Raw genomic sequence first — 22044 nt, 5'->3', positions numbered from 1 at the left:
GTAAGCCATGTCTTACCGCGCGGCGGGCGGCGTACCGATGGCCCGCCGTCCGCGCAGTGCCGATAATGCGGCCATGATCCCCTACCTGCCCGCCTCCACCATCCACGACACCCTGATCATCGGCGGCGGCCCCGGCGGGCTGACGGCGGCGATCTACCTGCGCCGCTTCCGCCGCAACATCATCCTGGTCGACAAAGGCAACAGCCGGCTGGGCTGGATTCCCGTCACCCACAACTACCCCGGCTTCCCGGACGGCATCCATGGCCAGGAATTGCTCGGCAAACTGCGCGCCCAGCTCAAGCGCTACGACGGCGAGGCGATCCAGGGCGAAGTCACGCGCCTGGTGCGCGAAGACGGCTGCTTCGTGGCCGCGCACGACGGCGGCGAAATCCGCGCCCGCACGGTCCTGCTGGCGACCGGCATCGCCGACACCGGCATGCCGATCGAACGCTTTCTCGAGGCCGTGGCCTGCGGCGCGGTGCGCCTGTGCCCGGTGTGCGATGGTTTCGACGTGCTGGACCAGAAGATTGCCGTGGTCACGTCCGCCACCAACCCGGTCGGCCACGCCCTGTTCATGCGCACCTTTTCCGCCGACGTCATGCTGTTCGAACGCGGCGCGGAGGCCCTGGTCGACCAGGCCGACCGCCAGCGCCTGCTGGAGGCGGGCGTGCGCTACATCGCGTCGCCCTTGCGCGGGGTGACCATGAGCGAGCGCATGACGCCGCTGCTGCACACCGACGACGGCGAGTGTTACCAGAGCGACGTGCTGTATCCGATGCTGGGCGAAACGGCGCGCTCGGACCTGGCCGCCTCGCTCGGGGCGGAAACATCGGCCTGCATGGAACTGCAGGTGGATGCCCACCAGCAGACCAGCGTGGAAGGCCTGTACGCCATCGGCGACGTGGCCCAGGGCTTGAACCAGATAAGTGTAGCCGCCGGGCAAGCTGCGATCGCGGCGACCCGCATTCACCATGTGCTGCCCTATCATTTCCGCGAACGCCCCATCTAGAAGCGGCGCCGCACGGCAGCAAAAACAAATTGCGCTAAAGGCAAGGTAGTGACAAACTAGGCCACGCTACTGGCCCAGGACGATAAAAACAAGTCGCCAGTTCACTTGCGAAAGATTACGATCATGTCAACTATCGCGCACGGCAGCAAACACGCAAGCCCATCCCACAGCGGCGACGCCTACTTCAGCTGGCCCATCTGGCTGCTGGGCGCCTCCCTGCTCGCCTTTGTCCTCGTGGTGCCGTTCTCCGGCCTGGCGGGCATGCTGATCCTGCCTGTCGCCCTGTTCGGCGGGCTATGTTCCCTGTTCGGCCTGGTGCGCGCCGTGCTGCATCAGCGCTGGCGCCGCGCCGCCTCGATGGCGACGTATGTGGTCGTACTGGCGGCGCTGCTGTCGGTGCCCGAACTGCTGCAAGCGACCGTCGGGCGCGCGTCGAACGTGGTGCAGCTGATGTCGGAACGGCAAGCCTTCGATAACAAGCTGGTCACGCACCCGGCCGGCAAGCGTCCGGTCCTGGCCTACGACTGGAGCACGATCGGCACCAACACGACGTATGTCATCTACGACGCCAGCGGCCGCATCGCCGAGCCGGCAGGCAGCGCCGCGTGGACCAGCAGCGACCTCTCCCCCTTCTCCGAATGCGCCGGCCGCGTGGTGCCGATCATGGGCCATTACTACCGCTGCGATTACTGACCGTCCGCGTTCCGTCCGGCGCCAGCCCGGCCTCCCCGGCCGCCAGCCCCGCGGGGCCGGCACGCCCGGCGGTTTGCGCCCAGGTGCCCTTTTTGGTAAAATGAGAATCATTCGCATCTGTATTGACGACAGACGCACCTCATCCGCACATCGTTGACAAGCCAGGTTGCCATCTCCAAGCCAGTGACGATTCTTCTCGCTCCAGGAGTTTTTGCATGCCTCGCCGTATCAACACGTCCGTCCCGTCGTTCTCCCACCCACGCCTGCGTCCGCTGGTCCTCGCCCTGTCCATGGCGCTCGGCCACGCCGGCGCCGCCAGCGCGGCCGAGGCGGCACCCGACGCACCCGACGCGCCCGAGGCCGCCGTCCTGCCGGTCATCACCGTCACCGGCGCGAGCGAGCACGGCGCCTACAAGGTACGCGAGAGCGACAGTGCCAGCAAACTCACCCTGACCCTGCGCGACACCCCGCAATCGGTCTCCGTCGTCACGCGGGCGCGCATGGACGATTTCCGTCTAGACACCGTCAACGACGTGCTCGCCAACAGCACCGGCGTCACCGTCGAACAAGTCGAAACCGACCGCACCTATTATGTCGCGCGCGGTTTCGACATCATCAACTTCCAGGTCGACGGGGTCGGCACCCCGCTGGTCTTCGGCAACATGATGGGCAAGCTCGATACCGCCCTGTTCGACCGTGTCGACATCGTGCGCGGCGCCAACGGCCTGGCCGCCTCGACCGGCAATCCGTCCGCCACGGTCAACTTCATCCGCAAGCGCCCCGGCGCCGCCTTTGCCGCCAACGCCGGCCTGACCCTGAGCGCGTGGAACACGCGCCGCATCGACGCCGACGTGTCGAGCCCGCTGAACGAGAGCGGCAGCGTCAAGGGCCGCGTGGTGGTGGCCAGCGAGCGAGGCGATTCCTACCTGGACCGCTACCAGACCAGGAAAAACCTCGCTTACGGCATCGTCGAAGCGAAACTGGGCAGCGACACCCTGCTCAGCGTCGGCCACGCCTGGCAGGACAACAAGTCCAAGGGCGGCATGTGGGGCGCCCTGCCCCTGTACTACACCGACGGCAGCCCGACCGACTACCCGACCGGCACCAGCACCTCAGCCGACTGGTCGTTCTGGAACAATACGACCAAGGGCAGCTTTGTCGAGCTGAACCACCAGCTGGGCCAGGGCTGGGCGCTCAAGTCCACCTTGAGCCGCAACACCGAATCCTCGCGCTCGCAATTGTTCTACGTGTACGGCACGCCGGACAAGGCCACAGGCGCTGGCTTGTTCTCCTACCCCTCGGCCTACCGCTCGGACAATCGCCAGACCCTGTTCGACATCGGCGCCAGCGGACAGTTCGCGCTGGGCGGGCGCCAGCACGATCTGTCCTTCGGCGCCAGCTGGTCGCGCTCGCGCCTGGACGACCTGTCCGGCTACGGCCGCGGCATCGGCACCCCGCTCACGCCGGCGACCGATTTTACCGGCGCCTATCCGATTCCGGCATTCGACGAGCGCTTCGACGGCAGCACCTATGAAGACGTGCGCAAGACCGTGTACGCGGCCGGCCGCTTCGCGCTGGCCGACAAGCTTAAGCTGCTGGCCGGCTTCAACACGACCAAGGCCGACTCGACCGGCCTGTCCTACGGCAGCAGCAAGCAGAAATCGGCCAGCCAGACATCGCCCTACCTGGGGCTGGTGTACGAGGTCGCGCCACAGCTGAGCCTGTACACCAGTTACACCGAAATCTTCAGTCCGCAAAGCGAGCAGGACATCAACGGCGTCGCGCTCGACCCGATCATGGGCAGCAGCGCCGAAGCCGGTTTCAAGGGCGACCTGTTCGACGGCAAAGCCAGCTACTCCGGCGCCCTGTTCCGGGCGCGCCAGGACAATACCGCCGAGCAGGAAGGAATGAATGGCGGCAAGGCCGTCTATCGCGGCATCAATGCCGAATCGACCGGCGCCGAACTGGAAGTGACGGGCGAACTGGCCAAAGGCTGGCTGGCCAGCGTCGGCTACACCCACCTCAACGTGGAAGACGGCGAAGGCAGGAAGACCCGGACCTACGTGCCGCGCCGCCTGCTGCGCATGTCCACCACCTACCGCCTGCCGATGGTGCCGCAACTCAAGATCGGCGCCAAGCTGAATTGGCAGAGCGACATCGAGCGCGAGCAGGAACCGGGCATCGTCACGCGCCAGGACAGCTACGCCACGCTGGGCCTGTTGGCGCGTTACGACATCAACCGCAATATGACCCTGGCCGTGAACCTGAACAACGTCACGGATAAAAAATACCTGACCTCGCTGTACTGGAGCCAGGCCTACTACGCGGCGCCACGCAGCGCCAGCGCCACCCTCAACTGGACGTATTGATATGCGCCATGCACTGGTCGTTCTCCACCGCTGGTTCGGACTCGGCGTTGCAATCTTTCTGTTCATCTCCGGTGCAACGGGCGCCCTGATCTCCTTCGATCACGAGCTCGACGCGGCGCTCAATCCGGACCTGTTCCACGCCCACAGCGGCGAGACGGCCCGGCGCCAGATCCCCGGCCCCGCGCTGGCGCGCGCCATCGAGGCGGCCGATCCGCGCGTGCGCGTCACCTATGTGATGACCGAGGTCGAGCCGGGCCATACGTCGATGATGTCGGTCGAAGGCACGATCGATCCGGCCACCGGCAAGCCGTACGCGCTGGGCTTTAATCAGATCGGCGTCGATCCGGTCACCGGCACCATCCAGGCCAGGCGCGAGTGGGGCCAGATTTCGCTGTCGCGCGAAAACCTGCTGCCCTTCCTGTACAAGCTGCATTACACGATGCATATTCCGGACGTGGGCGGCGTCGAGCTGGGCATCTGGTTCATGGGCATCATCGCCATTGTCTGGGTGGTCGATTGCTTCATCGCCCTGTATTTGTCGTTTCCCAACTTCCGCAGCTGGCGCAAATCCTTCGCCTTCCGCTGGAAGGCCGGCGGCCACAAGCTCAACTTCGACCTGCACCGCTCCGGCGGCGTCTGGGTCTGGCTCTTGCTGCTGGTGCTGGCGATCACCTCGGTGTCGATGAACCTGACCGACCGCGTGGTGCGTCCGCTGCTCTCGACCGTGTCCACCCTGAGCACCGATGCGTTTGCCAGCCGCACCATGAATCCGCCGGAAAAACCGATTCCGGCCCTGGTCAGCCGCGAGCAGGTGATTGCGCTGGCGCGTGCCGAAGGAAGCAAGCGCGGCTGGACGGAGCCGGTCGGCGGCGTGTTCTACGCGTCCGCATACGGCCTGTACGGGGTCGGATTTTTCCAGCCGGGCAACGACCACGGCGACGTCGGGCTGGGCAATTCCTGGCTGTATTTCGACGGCCGGAACGGCACATTCGCGGCCGACCGCGTACCGGGCACCGGCAGTGCGGGCGATATTTTCCTGCAGCTCCAGTTCCCCCTGCATTCGGGCCGCATCGCCGGCTTGCCGGGCCGGATCGTGCTGTCCTTCCTGGGCGTGGTGGTGGCGATGCTGAGCGTGACCGGGGTGCTGATCTGGGTGCGCAAACGGCGTGCGCGGATGGTCGCGGCGCGTGCCGCGCCCGGCCCGCTGTCGCAGCCGGTGCGCCAGGGCAGTATGCCCGTGCTGGAGTAGGCCTGGTCAGTCCCCGTATCTCGGGGCCACCGGTGGAGGCACGTCGTAACCGAGCGCGTGCGCGAAAGCCTGCGCCAGCCTGAAGACCGCGTAGGCACGGTTGAACGGATCGCGCGCCAGGGCTGAGCGCGCATACTCGGCAACCTCGGGGCGCTGCGCCGGATCGGACGCCACTTCTCTGAGCACCTCGCGAGTGAGGTCGTCCGAGTCGATCTCCAGCAGGTGTGCAGTGCCCGCCGGGCCTTCGCTGATCCTGGCATGGTATTGCGTGCCGCTCCGACCCCAGTTAACAAAACGATCCTCGCGTCCGATCACCGCATTGACGCCGGCGATGAAATCGGTAGCGACCTTGGCCGGCACACGCTGCTCGCCGACCAGAAAGTCTTCCCACCACGGCCCCTCCCCCCTGAAGTACCGGATCGTGGCCTGGTCCGGCGTCAGCAACAACTCGAACGAGATACAGTCCGAGTTACGGTGTACCCACATACCGGCCTGGATCAGAACGCGGTGCGGATTCGTGATTTGAGGCAGCATCATCGTCATCCCTGCGCGGGTACCGGCCGCAAGGGAATGCGCGCCAGTACGCCGGCACCGAAATCGTCATAAAACGGCAGTTCCTGCCGGTGCGCGTAACCGATATAGCAATCGCATTTGCGCAGGCGGGTGCACGGCTTCTCGGCCAGCATGTCTTCCAGGCGATCCGTATACAGGTTGCCAAGCCGCTGCGGCAGGAAATGGCAGCGCTGCACGTCGCCGTCGCCATCGACCGACAGCGCTTCCGAGCCGGCGCGGCAGGCTTTCCCGCGTGACATCTCGGGATTGCGGCTGTAGCTGAACCATGGGTCCATGGCGTCGAGCCAGGCCAGGTCGTCGGGACGATAATACCCGGGCGGACGCCGGCCGTAGGCATTGAGCCAGAGATAATGCTGCTGCGGCAATGCGGCGCGCAAGGCGCGGATCGCGTCGAAATGTTCGCGCAGCGCCACAATGCCCACCGAAAAATGCACGCCCATGCGCTCCAGGCGCACGCAACGCTCGACAAACCGCGCCAGCCGCACCTGGCTCGGATGGTAAGTGCACCACAGCCCCACCTTGCGCCTGTCGGCCTGCTCCAGCCACGCCAGCGGTCCGGACAGATTGGTCTGGATCGCCACCTGGCGCACATGCGCCATGCCGGACAGGGCCGTGATCGCCTCCTGGTAATGGCGCCGGATCATGCCTTCCCCCCACGGCGTGAACAGCACGCTGAGCGGGCGCTCCTGCGCGCCCACCCAGGCGACGAAGCGCGCCACCTCGGCCGCGTCGCGCGCCAGCGTGGCCCGGCTGTCGCGCCGCTTGGCGAACGGGCAATACACACAATCGTAATTGCATCCCGACAGCGTGCCCCGGTACAGCAGCGACAGTACCGGCTGCGCCCGCGCCCCGTCCGCCGGCTGTGCCGATGCCAGTGCGGCAACCGGCAGCATGCTCAGCATGTTGTCCCGCCGTCCGCCATCAGCAGGCGCACGTTTTCCGAAGCCAGCCAGGGACCGATGGTGTCGGCATACGCGTAGCCGCGATCGTTCAGGCGCAGCATCGCAGCGCCCTCTTCCAGCAGGCCCAGTTCGCCCAATTCCCGCAGTTGCGGCAAGTCCTGCATGCAATCGCCGCCGAAACGCTGCGTGTACGCCGCCGGATCGAGGCCGGGATCGGTCAGCAGCGACTGGATCACATAGCGCCGCCGCTGTTCGTCAAAGTCCAGCGCAAAGCCGTGCTGCGCATGGGTGAAGCTATCGGCGTCGAGCGCCAGGTAATTGTCGATGATGCCGATCGTGTCGACCCGCTCGACCGCGTAATCGGTCGAATAATGCAGATCGCGCGTATACGAGCGCGCACCGGTGCCCAGGCCCACCATGCCGTCGTTCTGGCAGCAGTAGGACGGACCGCTCTCGCTCGGGGCGTGCGGTGCGCGGAACATGCGCATCGACACCTGCACGTAGCCGCGCGCGCGCAAATGGTCGCGCGCCGCCTCGTACAGCTGCATGCGGCTGTCGCCTTCCTGGTTCAGCACGATCGGATCGAACGAGGCAACCCCCTTTCTGTTGGCAATCTTGCCCAGCCCCGTATGCTGGCGCACGTACAGCGGATACAGATACAGCTCTTCCGGACTGAACGCGAGGGCGCTGTCGATCGACGCCAGCAAGCTCTCCACCGTCTGCCCGCCGATGCCGTAAATCAAGTCCAGATTGAGCGTCGGAAAACCCGCAGCGCGGATATGGCCGATCGCCCGGGTCACCACCTCGTTCTGCTGCGGCCGCGCCAGCGAGCGCATCTCGCCCGCCGCAAAGCTCTGGATGCCCAGGCTGACGCGGTCGATGCCCATGCTGCGGCACACCGCCATGCGCTCGGGCGTGACGGTCTCGGGCGAGGCTTCGATGCCGGCCGGCGTGGCCTGCAAATCGATGCCCAGGATATCGCGCGCGCCTTCGAGCAGCGTTTGCAGCTGCGCCGCCGACAAAAACGTGGGCGTGCCGCCGCCCAGGGCGAAACGGGCAAACCTGCGCGCGCCGAGCACCTTGTCGAGGACACGCATCTGTTGGACCACCTGCGCCACATAACGTTCCACCATCTCGGGATGCGGGCGCGCCATCGCGAACAGATTGCAAAAGCCGCAGCGCATTTCGCAAAACGGAATATGGATATAGGCGAACAGGGCCGAGCGGTCCTGCGCCGCCCACAGCTGTTCGAGCGAGGCCGGCTGGGCCAGCGCGCGGTATGCCGCCTTGTGCGGATAGGAATAGGAATACGCCTGGTACGGCGTGTGACGCATGCGCTGGGCGAGCGTGCCGGGAGTGGCGGGATGGTTCATGGCGTCGTTCCGTTAAAGTCGATAAAGAAATGGGCGTATGGAACGTTCCACACGGTGTCATGGGCGATGCGATGGCCGCGAAAGCCGTCTTCGCCATACGCGCTGCCGTGATCGGAGCAGACGATGGCAAAGGTCGGCGCGCGCGCCGCGCAGGCGGCGAACAGCGGCGCCAGCGCCCCGTCCACATAGCGCAGCGCGGCGGCATGGCTGTCGATCGTGTCGCTGCGGCAGCCCGGCAGGTAGCCGCGGTTGGGCGAATGGATGGCCGCCACATTGATGAACAGGAATACGCGCTGCCTGCCGAGCGCGGCCAGGCGCGCGATCGCCAGCGCCACCTGGCGTTCGGTCGAGCGGCGGCCGTCCACGCCCATCGAACGCGTCCAGTGGCTTTCCTGGAACATACCCGGCAGGACGCAGCCGAGCGCCGTTTCCTTGTTGAAAAAGCCCACCCCGCCGATGCAGATCGTGCGGTAACCGGCGCGCGCCAGGCCGGCGGGCACGCTTTCCTCGGCAAACTCGTGCGTATGGGCCGAGGTCGTCTCGCTGCCCCGGAACGCGGTCGCGAACAGGCGCGGATGCCGCCCCGGATGCTCGGGCGTAGGCAGGAAGCCGGCAAAAAACGCGTGATGGGCCGCATAGGTAAAGCTGGCCGGGCTGTGCCGGCGCTCCCAGCCGCCCGGCGGCAGGTACGGCCCCAGCACCGGCAGTTCGCCCGCCTCGTACAGGCGCTGGGCGACGTCATGGCGCAGGGTGTCGAGCGTGATGAACACGATGTCATGACTGCCGACCACCTTGTTCATGTCGGGAATCGAGCGTGGATCAGGCTTCATGGGAAGCAAAACTTTGCAACTGCGCCGCATAGGTATCGCGGCCCTGCCACAGCAGCCTGGGCAGCAGGTCGCCGAAGGCATTCGCTTCCAGCACATGGGCGCGTCCCTTGCGCACCACCATATCCAGGCCGATGACGTGACTCTGCGGAAAAGCCGCAGCCGCCGCGCAGGCTGCCTGTTCCAGCGCGGCATGGTCTTTGTCGCCAAGCAGGCTGGCCACATCGGCGCGCTGGTTGTCGAGGTGCAGATTGGTCATCATGCGCGCGCCGACCCGGGCCACCCGGTGCGCCGGCCGGCCGCCCAGGGTGAGCACGCGCAGGTCGAAATGCCCATTGCCATGGCGCGGCTTGGGAATCCACGCTTCGGCATAGATCTGCTGGCGCGCCAGCAGGTCGATCAGTTGCACGATGTCGGCCTGCGTGTCGTAGCTGCGCAAGCGCTTGACGTTGTACAGGCGCGCGCCATCGGCCCCCGGCACCAGGCTGGCGGAACTGGTGGCCTGCTCGGCCCCACGGCCGTTGCGGCGGTACGCCACCACGCCGGACGCGCTCGATCCGTAGCGGGTTTTGAGAAACACCTGCTTCAGGTCGTGCTCGTCCATCACCGCGCGCAGCTGCGCGTAGCCGCCGATGGGACCGAGCAGGCGGGGAATCGGAATGCCGTGCGCAGCCAGATGCCGCTGGCAAGCCAGCTTGTCTGTCATCAGCAGCAATTCGTCAGGTGCGTTGAATGATAGGACATGGGGCAGCGCCGACAGTTCCGCCGCAACGCCTTGCAGCGCCAGCGTCAAGCCGGCGAACCAGTCGTCGGAGACCGCGATTTCGCCATGATCGGGCGCACGCGGCAGGCTGCGGCCCAGCGACGCGCAGCCTTCACGCATCAGCACGGCGTGCACGCGCGCGTCGTCGCCCGGCGAGTCGATCTTGAACATGCAAGGACGGGCCAGGCTGGCCGTCAGCAGCGCAGGCTGCTCCAGCCACTCGGCCCAGTCGACCACCACGGCCGCAGGCTGGCCGAGCGAGGCGCGTGCCGCCTGCAGCAGTGTTTCCCGCTTGCCGCCACGCACGCCCAGCAACACCAGCGGCAGGTGCGCGCTGCCGTCTAGCATGCGCGGCAGCCCGGCGCCATCCATCGCGGCATCTTACTCGCCGACGGCGACGTAGCGCTCGTCGTCTTCATCTTCCAGCTCTTGTGGATCGGACAGGTCGACCGTGATCTTCAGCGTCTTGAGCTTGTCCTGCCATTCTTCGGAAATGTAGTGGTGCTCCAGGTCCAGGGTATTGAGCTTGGGCACGTACTGGCTGTTGAACAGGGCTTCGGCGCCGACATCGCCGAGGGTGCCGAGCGACAGGTCCAGCGTGTTCAGGCAGCCGACCAGGTCGTAAGCGGCCAGCCATACCGCCAGCTCGTCGGCAATCTCCGAATCGCGCAAGCCCAGGTAGGCCAGGGTCGGCGTGCGCAGCTTGGCCACCAGGTCCTGGTACAGCGCCAGATCGCCGTCGAAGCCATAGTCTTCCGAGCCCAGCCACAGTTCCAGGTGGGTCAGCGCCGGCATGCTCGAGGCCGCCACCGCCTGCGCCACGGAGGATGGCAGGCCGCCGCTTTCGATGGTGAATTTTTTCAGCTTGGCGTGGGTGAACGGCTGGAATTCCAGGCCGTTGGCGCCGCGCACCTTGAACTCTTCCAGGTTCGGGAAGGCTTTCAGCAGCGGCGTCAGGTCGCTCTGGACGATCCACGAAATTTCGCATTCTTCATACGTCATGTCGCCGATGAACAGCGCGCGCAGGTTCTGCAACTCGCCTGCATGCTTGAGCAAGGTCTCGACAGCCTCGGCCGAACTATCGTCGCATTCATCGCTCCACATTCCGATGATGAGCGCGTCGAGCTTGGATTTGTCGATGCGGCCGAAAAACTCTTCCATCATTTCCGGCATCGTTTGCTCGCCGTCGTACTCGCGCGACAAGCGATAGACGACATCGTCGGACAACGCGACCGGCTCGTCGGCGTCGTACTCGGTAACCGTCCTGTTGAAAAAGGTGACAGTATCTTCTGAAATCGGCATGGTATGCGTCCGGAAAAGTGAAAAGGCCGCTGGCGCGAATCGCCCTGGCAATCTTGAAATTTTACCACGACATGGAAATCTTTCTGCCTTGCCTAGACCGCTGCCTGGCCCCTCCAACAACAAAGGCGCAGTCTCCGTCGAAGACTGCGCCCCCTGTTTTGCTCAGTCCAGCTTATGCCGCCTGCTGCTGCGTACCGACCAGAACGAGCTCGGCAAAGGCGTCGAGATGGTTCACCGTCCACACCGAGGTCATCGCGTACGGGTCGCTGTCGGCGGCCCCCGCGATCAGGCTATTCATGCTGATAGTAGACACCAGCGCGCCGGATTGGTCGATCAACTGCAGCTCTTTCATGTTGACGCTGGCGTAGTCGGCGATCGTGACCTTGGCGAACAAGACCTTGTCCTTGACATAGTTGATCACCAGGTCCTTGCCGCTGATATTCGCCTTCACGCCGGCGGCGTCCATCGTCACGCCCGAGAAAATCCGGTTGGCCGCGAACTTGAGGATGTCGTTGCCGCCAGCGCTTTCATAGATCGTGTCCTTGCCGTCGCCCATCGAAACGACATAGGTGTCCGTACCGCTGCCGCCGCGCAAGTCATCGTTGCCCATGCCGCTGTACAAGGTATCGTTGCCGGCGCCGCCGTGCAGGTCGTTGTCGCCGGCGTACTTGTAGCCGATCAGGTAAGCCAGGAAGCCGCCGACCAGGCCTTCGGCGCCGTTGAAGTTGCCGAAGTTCATATCCAGGCCCAGCTTGTCGGTCAGCCATTCCAGGCCGTCGAAGGTCGCGTCGCTGCCTGCGGCGACCTTGCTGCCGAGGAACTTGGCGCTGTCCGCCAGCGCGCCCGCCACATCGGCGTCGGCCGCGTAGCTGAAGCCCTTGCCGATGCCGGCCACGGCCGTGTTGACGCCGCCCGACACCCCGTTCATGGCGCCCTTGATGCCGCCGGCAACGCTGAAGTCGCCCAGTTCCACGCCCGTCACGCCCGCCACCGCGTCGACCGCCTTGCCGCTGACGCCGTCGATGCTGGCGCCCAGCGCACCGGCGCTGGCCGTGGCCGCCGCCAGCTTGGCCTTGATGCTGGCGCCCATCTGGTCCCAGCCAGTCGACAGTTCCTTGAGCATGGTGTCGCCCACATACTTGCTGACATCGGCAAAGCCGCCGATCGCCGCGCCGCCCAGCTTGGCCGAATTCTTGCCCAGCAACTCGGTAATGACGCCCCAGCCCATGCCCATCATCACATCGTCGCCATTGCCGCCGCTGATATAGGTACCGGCGTTGGTGGCGAACACGGTATCGTTGCCCTCGCCTCCCAGCAACACATTACCGACCAGATTGAGTTTGCTCAGACTGCCGCTGGTCAGGGCCTTGACCTGCGACGAGGCAAAGTTGTAGTTCATGGCGGCGCCGATCCAGTCGCCGGCCGACTCGTAGTCGTTCTCGACCAGGCTTTCGACCGCGTTAAACACCGTCATTTCGGACAGGCCGATGATGACGTCGTTGCCCGCGCCACCGATGGCGATATTGTTTTGCGCCGCCGTGACGATCACGTCGTTGCCCTCGCCGCCCATGCCGACCGTGGTGGTGCCGGCCAGGATCACGGTATCGTTGCCGCTGCCGGTGTGCACGAAGTTCAAGCCCGTATCGGCGCTGACCTTGGTCGACGACACCACTTCATTGGCGCCGTTGGTGGTTTCGCTCTTGTAATCGAGCTTGCTGCCGGCATTGACCACGATCACGGTATCGTTGCCGCCATCGGCCACCAGCACATTGTGGCTGCCGTACAGCAAGGCCGTATCGTCGCCGCCGCCGGTCCACGCCACATTGACCTGGGTATCGAACTTGGTGGTGCTGGTGGTCGTGGTGTCTTCGCCTTCCTTGCCGCTTTCGGTGGTTTTTTCCTGCGAGCCGTAGGACGCCATGACCAGCACATCCTTGCCGCCGCCGCTGACCGCGATATTGTCCTTGCCGATCACGGTCATGACATTGTTGCCGTCGCCGCCCAGCACCACGTTCAGGTTCGACTTGCTGGTGCCGACGGAGCCGACCGCGATCGCGGTCAGCACGTCGTTGCCGCTGCCGCCGCTGAGCAGGTTGCCCTTGCCCACGGCGGTGACGACGTTGTTGCCCTCGCCCGCCACCACCGCGTTATACGAGCCGAGCGCGGTCACCACATCGTTGCCGGCGCCGGCCACAATCCCGGTCTTGCTGCCTGCCGCGCTGATGACATCGTTCCCGGCGCCGCTCACCAGCAGATTATTGCTGCCCAGCGCGGTGATGACGGTGGCGTTGCTGCCGCCGACCACCACATTGTTCTTGCCCATGACGGTCACCGCTTCGGTGCCGCCCTGGCTGGTCGCCGCGCCGCCCAGGCCGGCCTTGCCGACCAGGTCGACCGCCGCCACCCCGGCCGCCACGGAATCGACCAGCCCGATGGCGGTGGCCGCCACTTCGGCGTAGTCGCCGGTCACGACCAGGTTGTTGTTGCCGGCAGCGGTGACCACATCCACCCCGCCATCGGCCCAGACGATATTGTTGGAACCGGCCGCGGTCACCACGTCGTTGCCCGCGCCGGCCCACACCACATTGGTCGAACCCAGCGTGGTGACGACATCGTTCCCGGTGCCGGTGTAGACCACGTTGGCCGCGCCGATGGCGGTGACGATATCGTTGCCGCTCCCCTTGGCCAGGGTGTTGCCGAGGAATTTGGAGATGGCGCTGGTGGCGCTGCCGGCGGTCGCCTTGTCCAGTTTCTTCGCCAGGTCGGTGATGCCCTCGCCCGCGCCGGTCAGCACCACGTTGGCGCTGCCCAGGGTCGTGACGACGTTGTTGCCGGCGCTATTGATGAGCAGGTTGTTCGAACCGATGGCCGTGCTGACATTATTGCCGCCGTTGGCCAGCAGCACGTTATTGCCGCCGATGGCAGCCACCACGTCGTCCTGCGCGCCGGTGTAGATCACATTGGTGCCGCCGACCGCGATCACCACATCCTTGCCGCTGCCGCTCTGGATGGCGCCGGTCAGCTTGCCGGTGGCGTTGTTGATCGCCGTGGCGATGGTCTTGTCCGGCACCGCGCCGGCCAGCACCTTGCCGAGGCCGCCGCTGGCCGCGTCCAGCATGCCGCCTACTTCGGTCAGGATCACGTTGGCGCCGCCGACCGCCGCCACCGTGTTGCCGCCGACGGTCGTGGCCACCAGGTTGCCCGCGCCGGCCGCCAGCACGGTGTTCTTGCCGCCGTTGGCCAGCGCGACGTTGGTGTTGCCCACGGCCGCCACCAGGTTCGATGCGCCGTTGGCGACCAGCGCGTTGGTATTGCCGAGTGCGCCGATCTGGTTGCTGCCGCCGCCGCTGACGACGACGTTCAGCAAGCCGCCGACCAGGATGCTGTTGTTGCCGCCCGCACTGCCGATGGCATTGCCGCCACCGCCCGCGACGATGCTGTCGCCGCCGTCGCTGGCGATCACCACGTTGACGCCGCCCAATGCCACCAGCTTGTCGCTGCCGTTGCCGATGGTGAGCGTGTTGCTGCCGCCATAGGCCTTGATCTTGTCGCTGCCGTTGCCAGTCGTAACGATGTTGGCGCCGCCGCCCACGGTCACGCTGTTGTCGCCATGGCCGGCCAGTACGGTATTGATGCCGCCCATGGCCACCACGGTGTCGTTGCCGTCGCCGGCCTTGATGACGTTCGATACGCCGGCCGCGTTGGCGCTGTTGTTGCCGTTGCCCAGTTCCAGCACGTTGGAACCGCCGGCCGCGTCGACGCTGTCGTCGTTGTTACCGGTGCGAACGATATTCGATGCGCCATCGACCTTGACCGTGTCGTTGCCGTCGCCGGTATCGATGATATTGCTGGCGCTGCTGGCAAGGACTTCGTCGTTGCCCTGGCCGGTGCTGATCTCGTTCGACACGGCGCTGACGCTGACCTTGTCGGCGCCGTTGCCGGCCGTAATTTTGTTGGCGATGCCGTCGGCCTTGATCACATTCGCGCCATCGCCGGCATTGACCACGTTGCGCCCGCCACCCACCGAGATCCGGTCGCTGCCATTGCCGGCATGGACCACATTGCTGCCGCCGGTGAGGTTGACGGTATTGTTGCCGTTGCCGACATTGACGTTATTGCTGGCGCCGGTCATGTCGACCTTGTCGTCGCCGTCGTTGGTGTTGATGCTGTTCTTCGCGCCGTTGCCGGTCACGGTATCGTTGCCGCCGCCGCTGTTGACCGAGCCGGACAAGGCGTTGTAATGAATCGTGTTGTGGCCGTGCCAGTCGTTGACCTTGACCACGCCGCCGGCCGCCACCTCGATGCGGTCGTTGCCGCCGCCGCCCTCGATCTCGGCGCTCGCGCCGGCGCCGATGGACAGATGATCGTCGCCTTCGCCGCCGATCAGGATATTGTCGGCGCCCGCGCTGACCGACAGCCTGTCGTTGCCGTTGCCGCCGTCGAGCTTGTTGTAGCCGCCGACCTGCACGCTGAGCGTATCGTCGCCGTCTTCGCCCTTGAGCACGTTGTAGGCGCCGGCCGTCACGCGCAGGGTATCGTTGCCGCCGCCCCCATTCAAAAAGTTGCCGCCCAACGAACTGGAGGTGAAGTTGTCGTTGCCGTTGCCGAAATTCTTCTTGGTGTAGCCCAGTTCGGCGATGTCTTCGGCGATGTCGCGCGCCGCGTTGCCCATGTCGTCGAAGCTCTTGCCGATCTCGTCGATACCGCCGCCGATATCCTTGACCGTGTCGTTGACGACATCGTTAAACGACTTGCCGACCTTCTTGACCGTCTTCTTGACCCATTTCGTGAAACCCATTTTCTCTCCTCGATGCATGCCTGGCAATCTGCCGAGCGTGCATATTGACGAGCAAATGTGGCGCAATTATGGCGTTCAGGGTGGAACGATCACGCCGGCTGGCATTCGAAACGGTAGCCGACGCCGTACACCGAGTGAATCAATTCCTGGTCGGCCACCTGCTGGGAGAGTTTTTTGCGCAGGTTCTTGATCTGGCTGTCGATGGCGCGGTCGAAGCGTTCGCTGCCGGCCTCGAAAGCAAGCTCCAGCAATTGCGCCCGCGAAAAGATGCGTCCGGGCTGGCGCGCCATCACGCTCAGCAGGCGATATTGCTGCGCCGTCAACTCGAGCCGCGCCCCGTTCCAGGTGGCGCACTGGCGCTCCTCGTCGATCGACAGCGCGCTGGTCGGCGTGCGCGGCCCGGCCGCCGCCTTGCCGCGCCGGCGCAGGCAGACCTGGGCGCGCGCCACCAGTTCGCGCGGGCTGAACGGCTTGCACAAGTAATCGTCGGCGCCGACATCGAAGCCCAGCAGGCGGTCGATTTCTTCCACCCGCGCGGTGACCATGATTACCGGCACGTCGGTGAAGGTGCGCAGCTGGCTGCACACGGCGGTGCCATCCAGCCCGGGCAGCATCAGGTCGAGCAAGACCAGGTCGGGCAGCTTGGCGCGTACCCACGCGACGACCTCGTCGCCGCGCAGCAGGTGGTGGGTGCGCATGCCGGCCTGCTGCAAGTAAGCAAGCTGAATCTCGGCAATGCGCGGTTCATCCTCGACCAGCAAAACGAGGGGCGATGTCATGGGCAATCTCCGTGATGGGGGCGCGCCGCCTGGGCCGGCAGCAGGATATCGATGCGCAAGCCGCCCAGCGGCGAATGGCTGGCCTGCATGCGCCCGCCGTGGCCGGCCACGATGGCCTCGCAGATCGCCAGGCCCAGCCCGGACCCGCCGCTGGCACGGCTGCGCGACTCGTCGACCCGGTAAAAGCGTTCGAACAGGCGCGGCAGCGCCGCATCCGGCACGCCGGGCGCGGAATCCTCGACCCGGATCACGATGTGCGGGCCGGCAAGCGCCAGCACCACCTGCACTTGTCCGCCGGGATCGGTGTAGCGCAGCGAATTGCCGATCAGGTTGGACAGCACCTGGCCCAGGCGCTGGCGGTCGCCATGGACCAGGCAGCCGGGCTCGAGCTCGTCGATCAGCCGATAGTGCAAGGGATGGCTGGCAAGGCGCGGCGCAAAGGCGGCCGCCACTTCCTCGCACAGCCCGGCCGGATCGACCGGCTCGGACTGCAGGGCCTGGGCGCCGGCGTCGGCACGCGCCAGCACGTGCAGGTCCGATACCAGCCGCTCCATTTCCTTCACCGTGTCGGACAGCACCGTCAGATTGGCCGGCGTGGGCGCGATGATGCCGTCCTGCATGGCATCGAGATGGGTCGCCAGGATGGTGATCGGCGTGCGCAGCTCGTGCGAGGTATCGGCCACCCACTGCACCCGCGCCGCTTCGCCCGACTCCAGCTTGCGCAGGAGCATCTTGTTGCGCAGACCGCGCGCGCGCAGCAGCCAGGTGGCGGCGCCGGTGAGGACGACCACGCTCAGCATCAGCAGGCGCAGCGGCAAGGAATACGGGCGCGGCTGCTCCCAGCCGCCGCGCGGGCGCGCGCCGACCTGCCAGTAGCCGGCGGGCGTGCCGATCAGCGCCGTTTCCGTGAGCGCATCGAAGCTGGCCGGCGCGCCATGGAACACGGCCCCCGGCGCCCCGCCCGGACTGACGTGGCGCAGCGCGAAGGCGATGTCGGGCGCGGCCAGCAGCGGCCTGGCCAGCGCGATGAAGCGTTCGTAATCGATCACGGCGCTGACGAAACCCCAGAATTGCAGGCGGCTGTCCGGATCGAGGTAGACCGGACGCCGCGCCACCATGCCCAGGCCGCCATCGCCGAGCGTCATCGGACCGTCCAGGCGCATGGTGCCGTCGCGCGCGCTTTGCTCCACGTCGGCCCGGGTGGGCATCATGTGCAGATGCCCGGCCTGATCGGGCGGAAAGACATGCCGCAGAACCGCATTCGGCGACAAGGCCAAGGTGCGCACGGCGGGCGCGTCCTTGAGCAGGCTCTGGCCCAGGCGCTGGAACTGCGCTTGCGTCAGGTCCGGTTTCAGCTGCAGCACCACCTCGCCCGCCGCCAGCGGCGCCAGGTGCAGGTGCAGCCGCTGTTCCAGCATCGAGCGCAGGGCAGCGACCTGTTCGGCCACGCGGGCCCGCTCGCGCGCATGGAAGGACTGCGTGGCGAGCCAGTCCAGCCGCAGACAGGTTCCGGCGACAACCAGGCAGACGAGTACCGTGCGCGCCAGGGGCGTATTGTGCCAGCGTAAAGTCATGGAAAAGTCAGCAACAGCCTGCCTCGGGATTGCGCGCGTCAGTACGCCGGGAAACGCAATTTTATCCGAAACTATTCATTCCTAAAAGCAATCGCGAGAGGGCGGCTTGCCGCGCCCCCGCGCGCCGCTAACGTGCGGCATCGGATGCGCATCTGCGGTCAAAATAGCATCACTTTCATTTGACGCGGACATCCCATGCGCATCGCCACCTATAACATCAACGGCATCGGCAGCCGCCTGCCCGCCCTGCTGGAATGGCTCGAAGAAACCCAGCCGGACGTCGCCTGCCTGCAAGAACTGAAAGCGCCCCAGGAGCGTTTTCCCGAAGCCGCGCTCAACGAGGCCGGCTACCAGGCGCTGTGGATCGGCCAGAAAAGCTGGAACGGCGTGGCGATCCTGGCGCGCGGCACGACGCCGGTGGAAGTGCGGCGCGGCTTGCCGGGCGACGACGCCGACGAGCAAAGCCGCTACCTGGAGGCGGCCATCGACGGCGTGCTGGTGGCCTGCCTCTACCTCCCCAACGGCAATCCTTCCCCGGGACCCAAGTTCGATTACAAGCTGGCCTGGTTCGAACGCCTGATCGCCCACGCGCAAGGGCTGCTGGCCAGCGGCGCGCCGGTGGTGCTGGCCGGCGACTTCAACGCCATTCCGACCGAGCTGGACGTCTACAAGCCCGAGCGCTGGGTGACCGACGCCCTGTTCCGTCCCGAAACGCGCGACGCCTTCCAGCGCCTGGTGGCGCAGGGCTGGACCGATGCCCTGCGCACGATGCATCCGGACGAGCGCATTTTTACGTTCTGGGATTATTTTCGGGACGCCTACGGACGCGATGCCGGGCTGCGCATCGACCACCTGCTGCTCAGTCCCATGCTGGCCGGCGCGCTCACGGCCGCCAACGTCGACCGCGACGTGCGCGGACGCGACAAGCCGAGCGACCATGCGCCCACGTGGATCGAACTGGACATGAAGAAAATCAGCCGCTAAAAAAATAAGCGCTAATGCGATGATAGCCTTGAGGGGACTGCATCAGTGTTGCGGGAATTAACCCGCACGAGCCGGATGGTGAGTCCGGAATTTACTGCTGCTTGCGTACATCAGGAATCGAACCTGAGAAAGGCCGCTAAATGCGGTACGCGAACGGGAATGCCGTCGCGCCAGTCTGGACTCAGGAGCCAAAACCGCTGCAATTAAACAACTACTTCCCCGCCAAGGAAACGCGACGCCAGTATAAGTAAAAGCGACAAGCAATTACCATAAAGATTATTCGACAGGCGCTGCCGATCATCGCAAGGAAAGCGCTATGATCGTGGCCCCGACTATCGATCGACGATCATTACCGCCATGCCGACCATCCTGTCCCACCCCGCCGTTCCCCTCGCAATCGGCCTGGCCCTGGGTTCCAGGGTAATTCCGGGCCGCTTGCTGGCGGCCGGCGTGCTGGCCTCGATCGTGCCGGATGCCGATGTCGCCGGTTTGCACATAGGCATTCCTTATGCGAACGAACTGGGGCACCGGGGGGCATCGCATTCGCTGGCGTTTGCCATCGTGCTCGGATTGCTGGCGGCGGCCTTTGCACGGCAGTTGAATGCCTCGCGCCTGGCCGCGTTTTTCTTCATCACCGCCAGCGCCGTCTCGCATGGCTTGCTCGACATGCTGACCAGCGGCGGACTGGGCGTGGCGCTGGCCTGGCCGGTGTCGGAGGCGCGGATGTTCTTTCCGGTCCGCGTGATACGGGTCAGTCCCCTGACCGTGCAGCGGTTTTTCAGTGCGCGCGGGGTCACCGTGCTGAGATCGGAACTGATCTGGGTATGGCTGCCGGCCGCGCTGGCCGGCCTCGGCCTGTATGTCGCCACGCGCAGACAAAGAAAACAAGCCAAACAAGCAAAACAGGGCAAACCCGGCAAGAAGACCAACAAGCGCGCTTAAATCCGCGCCGCCAATGCGCGGGCCCGGGCCAGCCATGCGCTTCTTTTCTCCGGCGTCGAATCGAGAATGGGACCGCACATCAGCGTGTCGACCGGCGTGATGCCGCAAAACGCCAGCGTGGTCTTTTTCATCTGGTGAATGGCCGGTGCGCGGTACACGAGCCGGTAGTACCACGGCGGCGTATCCATCGTCACCAGCAGATGCGCGCTGCGCCCGCTCAGCAGCTTGGCCGGAAACGCCTTGCCCTTCTGGTACTTGAAGGCAAAGCCGGGCAGCATGATCCGGTCGAGAAAACCCTTCAGCAGCGCCGGAACCCCGCCCCACCAGACCGGAAAGGCAAACACCAGGTGCTGCGCCCAGGTGATGAGCTCCTGCGCCTTCTTCAAGTCCGGTTCCAGTTCCTGGACCACCTTGTAGCCGTGATGCAGGATCGGATCGAACGCCAGCCGGTCCAGGGCGATCAGCTGGACCTCGTGTCCCGCCTGCCGTGCCGCTTGCGCATAATCCTGCGCCAGCGCACTGCCGAAAGTCCCGTCCGACGCATGGGCCGCGATCACCAGCACCCGTTTCGCCCCTGCGCGATTGCCCATCGTACTCTCCTGAAAAATAAATTTCAGGAAGTATGCAGCTTGCCCTATGGGGCAGAGTCAAGCGTTTCGTCGATGCAATCGGCCATCGTCGACGGCTGCGGCGCGGCCAGGCAAGCGCCGATCTCGGCACTGACCTGGCCCAGCTTGCGTTCCAGCTGTTCCAGGCGCGCCACCTCGGCGCGCACCAGCACCCGGCGCCGCTCGATGAACGCCCTTAACTCGGCCCAATCGGGCGCCCCCTGGGCGGCGACCAGCAGCGGTCCCATGTCGGCCAGCTTAAATCCCAGCGCCTGCACCTGCCGGATCAGCTGGACCTGCTGCACGTTCTGTTCGGAATAGATGCGGTAAGTGCCTTTGCGCCCGACCTCGCCCAGTAATCCGAGGGATTCATAAAGGCGGATCGCCTTGGGCGAGGCATTGGCGCGGCGCCCTAATTCGCTGATGTACATGCTGGTCTGTCGATGATGAAATGGAAAAGCCCTGCCGCAGTTTACTACCGGAGGCCGTCAAACCCCATTCCCTTCCAATATTGACAAAGAAGTAATGTCCATGCTACCTTCGGGACAGCGATTGGAAGCGATTCCACCGCACCGCCGGCAAACCACAACGGGAGTAGCGATATGAACAGCCAGACAGCACGTGTGCTTGGGAGCGCCGCATTGGGAGCGGCCCTGCTCGCATTTCAGGCGCCTGCCGGCGCCGCCACCCCGGGCGCGGCCAAGCCGGCGATCGCCGCGCTGCCGTTCGCGCTCGACATGCACGCCGATCCGGGGGCGGCACAGGTGGATGCGGCGACGCTGGTGCTCGTGGCAAAAAAAGGCAGCGACCTTTACGTCAATACCGACGGCACCGAGATGGCGGATACAACCCCGCGCGTGCTGTTCCAGCCGGCCGGCGACTTCATCTTTTCGGCCCGGGTCGGCGCCGGCTTCGGCAAGCCCTTCGACGGCGCAGCGCTGATTGTGTACGGCGACAAGACAAGCTGGGGAAAGCTGCTGTTCGAACTGGCCAGGACGGGCAAGCCGGGCATCTCGACAACGGTGGCGAAGGGCGTGGGCGACGACGCGCACCACGGCGCCAGGGAAGGCAGCGAAGTCTACCTCAAGGTCGTGCGGCGCAAGGACATGTTCGTGTTCTACACCTCGCCCGACGGGGCAAACTGGAGCATGGTGCGCACCTTCAGCCTGCCGGGAGCGGGCACCGTGAAAGTCGGCTTCTCCGCCCAATCGCCCATGGGCGAGGAGTTCCGTGCCCGCTTCTCCGACATCCGGTTCAGGAATGCCACCTTCAGGGATTTCTGGCAGGGCGAGTAAATCC

Annotated in this window: 18 protein-coding genes; 7 read left to right on the top strand and 11 right to left on the bottom strand. The window is 65.5% G+C overall.

Features of this window, described 5'->3' with window-relative positions; genetic code table 11:
- Positions 1-7 precede the first annotated feature (7 nt).
- The 4 genes from EJB06_RS03930 to EJB06_RS03915 all read left to right on the top strand — a co-directional run bounded on the left by EJB06_RS03930 (position 8) and on the right by EJB06_RS03915 (position 5320).
- Positions 8-1009, top strand: a complete 1002-nt coding sequence (locus EJB06_RS03930; protein WP_229426924.1) for an NAD(P)/FAD-dependent oxidoreductase — start codon at positions 8-10, stop codon at positions 1007-1009.
- A 123-nt stretch (positions 1010-1132) separates the two neighbouring features.
- Positions 1133-1702 (top strand): hypothetical protein, encoded by a 570-nt coding sequence (locus EJB06_RS03925; RefSeq protein WP_126072693.1) that lies wholly within the window; start codon positions 1133-1135, stop codon positions 1700-1702.
- Positions 1703-1917: 215 nt separating this feature from the next.
- Positions 1918-4071, top strand: coding sequence for a TonB-dependent siderophore receptor (locus EJB06_RS03920; RefSeq protein ID WP_229426923.1), 2154 nt, complete (start codon positions 1918-1920; stop codon positions 4069-4071).
- A gap of 1 nt (position 4072) precedes the next feature.
- On the top strand, positions 4073-5320 hold the full coding sequence (locus tag EJB06_RS03915; protein ID WP_126072692.1) for a PepSY-associated TM helix domain-containing protein: 1248 nt from the start codon (positions 4073-4075) through the stop codon (positions 5318-5320).
- A 6-nt stretch (positions 5321-5326) separates the two neighbouring features.
- Here the strand turns inward: EJB06_RS03915 and EJB06_RS03910 are convergent, their stop codons facing one another.
- From EJB06_RS03910 to EJB06_RS33070, 9 genes are all read right to left on the bottom strand, one after another.
- Positions 5327-5857 carry a hypothetical protein gene (locus EJB06_RS03910; RefSeq protein WP_126072691.1) on the bottom strand — a complete coding sequence of 177 codons (531 nt, stop codon included), beginning with the start codon at positions 5855-5857 and terminating at the stop codon, positions 5327-5329.
- A 2-nt stretch (positions 5858-5859) separates the two neighbouring features.
- Positions 5860-6795, bottom strand: a complete 936-nt coding sequence (locus EJB06_RS03905) for an STM4011 family radical SAM protein (RefSeq protein ID WP_229426922.1) — start codon at positions 6793-6795, stop codon at positions 5860-5862.
- Positions 6789-8168, bottom strand: a complete 1380-nt coding sequence (locus EJB06_RS03900) for an STM4012 family radical SAM protein (RefSeq protein WP_126072690.1) — start codon at positions 8166-8168, stop codon at positions 6789-6791. The genes EJB06_RS03905 and EJB06_RS03900 overlap by 7 nt, the downstream gene beginning before the upstream one ends.
- Complete coding sequence (locus EJB06_RS03895; protein WP_126072689.1) at positions 8165-8998, bottom strand: STM4013/SEN3800 family hydrolase; 834 nt, start codon at positions 8996-8998, stop codon at positions 8165-8167. The genes EJB06_RS03900 and EJB06_RS03895 overlap by 4 nt, the downstream gene beginning before the upstream one ends.
- A complete protein-coding gene (locus EJB06_RS03890) occupies positions 8988-10106 on the bottom strand; it encodes an STM4014 family protein (RefSeq protein WP_126072688.1) in 1119 nt (372 codons plus the stop codon). Before EJB06_RS03890 ends, EJB06_RS03895 begins: the two co-directional genes overlap by 11 nt.
- Before the next feature lie 33 nt (positions 10107-10139).
- Positions 10140-11060: an STM4015 family protein gene (locus tag EJB06_RS03885; RefSeq protein ID WP_126072687.1), complete on the bottom strand. Its 921-nt coding sequence runs from the start codon at positions 11058-11060 to the stop codon at positions 10140-10142.
- Positions 11061-11232: 172 nt separating this feature from the next.
- Positions 11233-15858 (bottom strand): beta strand repeat-containing protein, encoded by a 4626-nt coding sequence (locus EJB06_RS03880; protein WP_164557806.1) that lies wholly within the window; start codon positions 15856-15858, stop codon positions 11233-11235.
- 89 nt (positions 15859-15947) lie between these two features.
- A complete protein-coding gene (locus tag EJB06_RS03875; protein WP_126072686.1) occupies positions 15948-16637 on the bottom strand; it encodes a response regulator in 690 nt (229 codons plus the stop codon).
- Positions 16634-17368, bottom strand: a complete 735-nt coding sequence (locus EJB06_RS33070; protein ID WP_370660110.1) for an ATP-binding protein — start codon at positions 17366-17368, stop codon at positions 16634-16636. The genes EJB06_RS03875 and EJB06_RS33070 overlap by 4 nt, the downstream gene beginning before the upstream one ends.
- 1038 nt (positions 17369-18406) lie before the next feature.
- On the opposite strand from EJB06_RS33070, the gene xth reads away from it, so the two are divergent.
- A complete protein-coding gene (xth, locus tag EJB06_RS03865) occupies positions 18407-19195 on the top strand; it encodes an exodeoxyribonuclease III (protein WP_126072684.1) in 789 nt (262 codons plus the stop codon).
- Positions 19196-19552: 357 nt separating this feature from the next.
- Positions 19553-20137 (top strand): metal-dependent hydrolase, encoded by a 585-nt coding sequence (locus EJB06_RS03860; protein ID WP_126072683.1) that lies wholly within the window; start codon positions 19553-19555, stop codon positions 20135-20137.
- Here EJB06_RS03860 and EJB06_RS03855 read toward each other — a convergent pair.
- Both EJB06_RS03855 and EJB06_RS03850 read right to left on the bottom strand, forming a co-directional pair.
- On the bottom strand, positions 20134-20727 hold the full coding sequence (locus EJB06_RS03855) for an NAD(P)H-dependent oxidoreductase (RefSeq protein ID WP_126072682.1): 594 nt from the start codon (positions 20725-20727) through the stop codon (positions 20134-20136). The genes EJB06_RS03860 and EJB06_RS03855 overlap by 4 nt on opposite strands.
- Before the next feature lie 44 nt (positions 20728-20771).
- Entirely contained in the window at positions 20772-21176 is a 405-nt protein-coding gene (locus tag EJB06_RS03850; RefSeq protein WP_126072681.1) for a MerR family transcriptional regulator, read from the bottom strand.
- A 171-nt stretch (positions 21177-21347) separates the two neighbouring features.
- On the opposite strand from EJB06_RS03850, the gene EJB06_RS03845 reads away from it, so the two are divergent.
- Positions 21348-22040, top strand: coding sequence for a DUF1349 domain-containing protein (locus EJB06_RS03845; RefSeq protein ID WP_126072680.1), 693 nt, complete (start codon positions 21348-21350; stop codon positions 22038-22040).
- Positions 22041-22044: the final 4 nt, after the last annotated feature.

The organism is Massilia atriviolacea (genome assembly GCF_003953935.1).
In the GTDB taxonomy this organism is placed as follows: Bacteria; Pseudomonadota; Gammaproteobacteria; order Burkholderiales; family Burkholderiaceae_D; genus Telluria_A; species Telluria_A atriviolacea.
The sequence above is the reverse complement of the archived record's forward strand: the minus strand, read 5'-3'. Positions and strand labels throughout refer to the sequence as shown.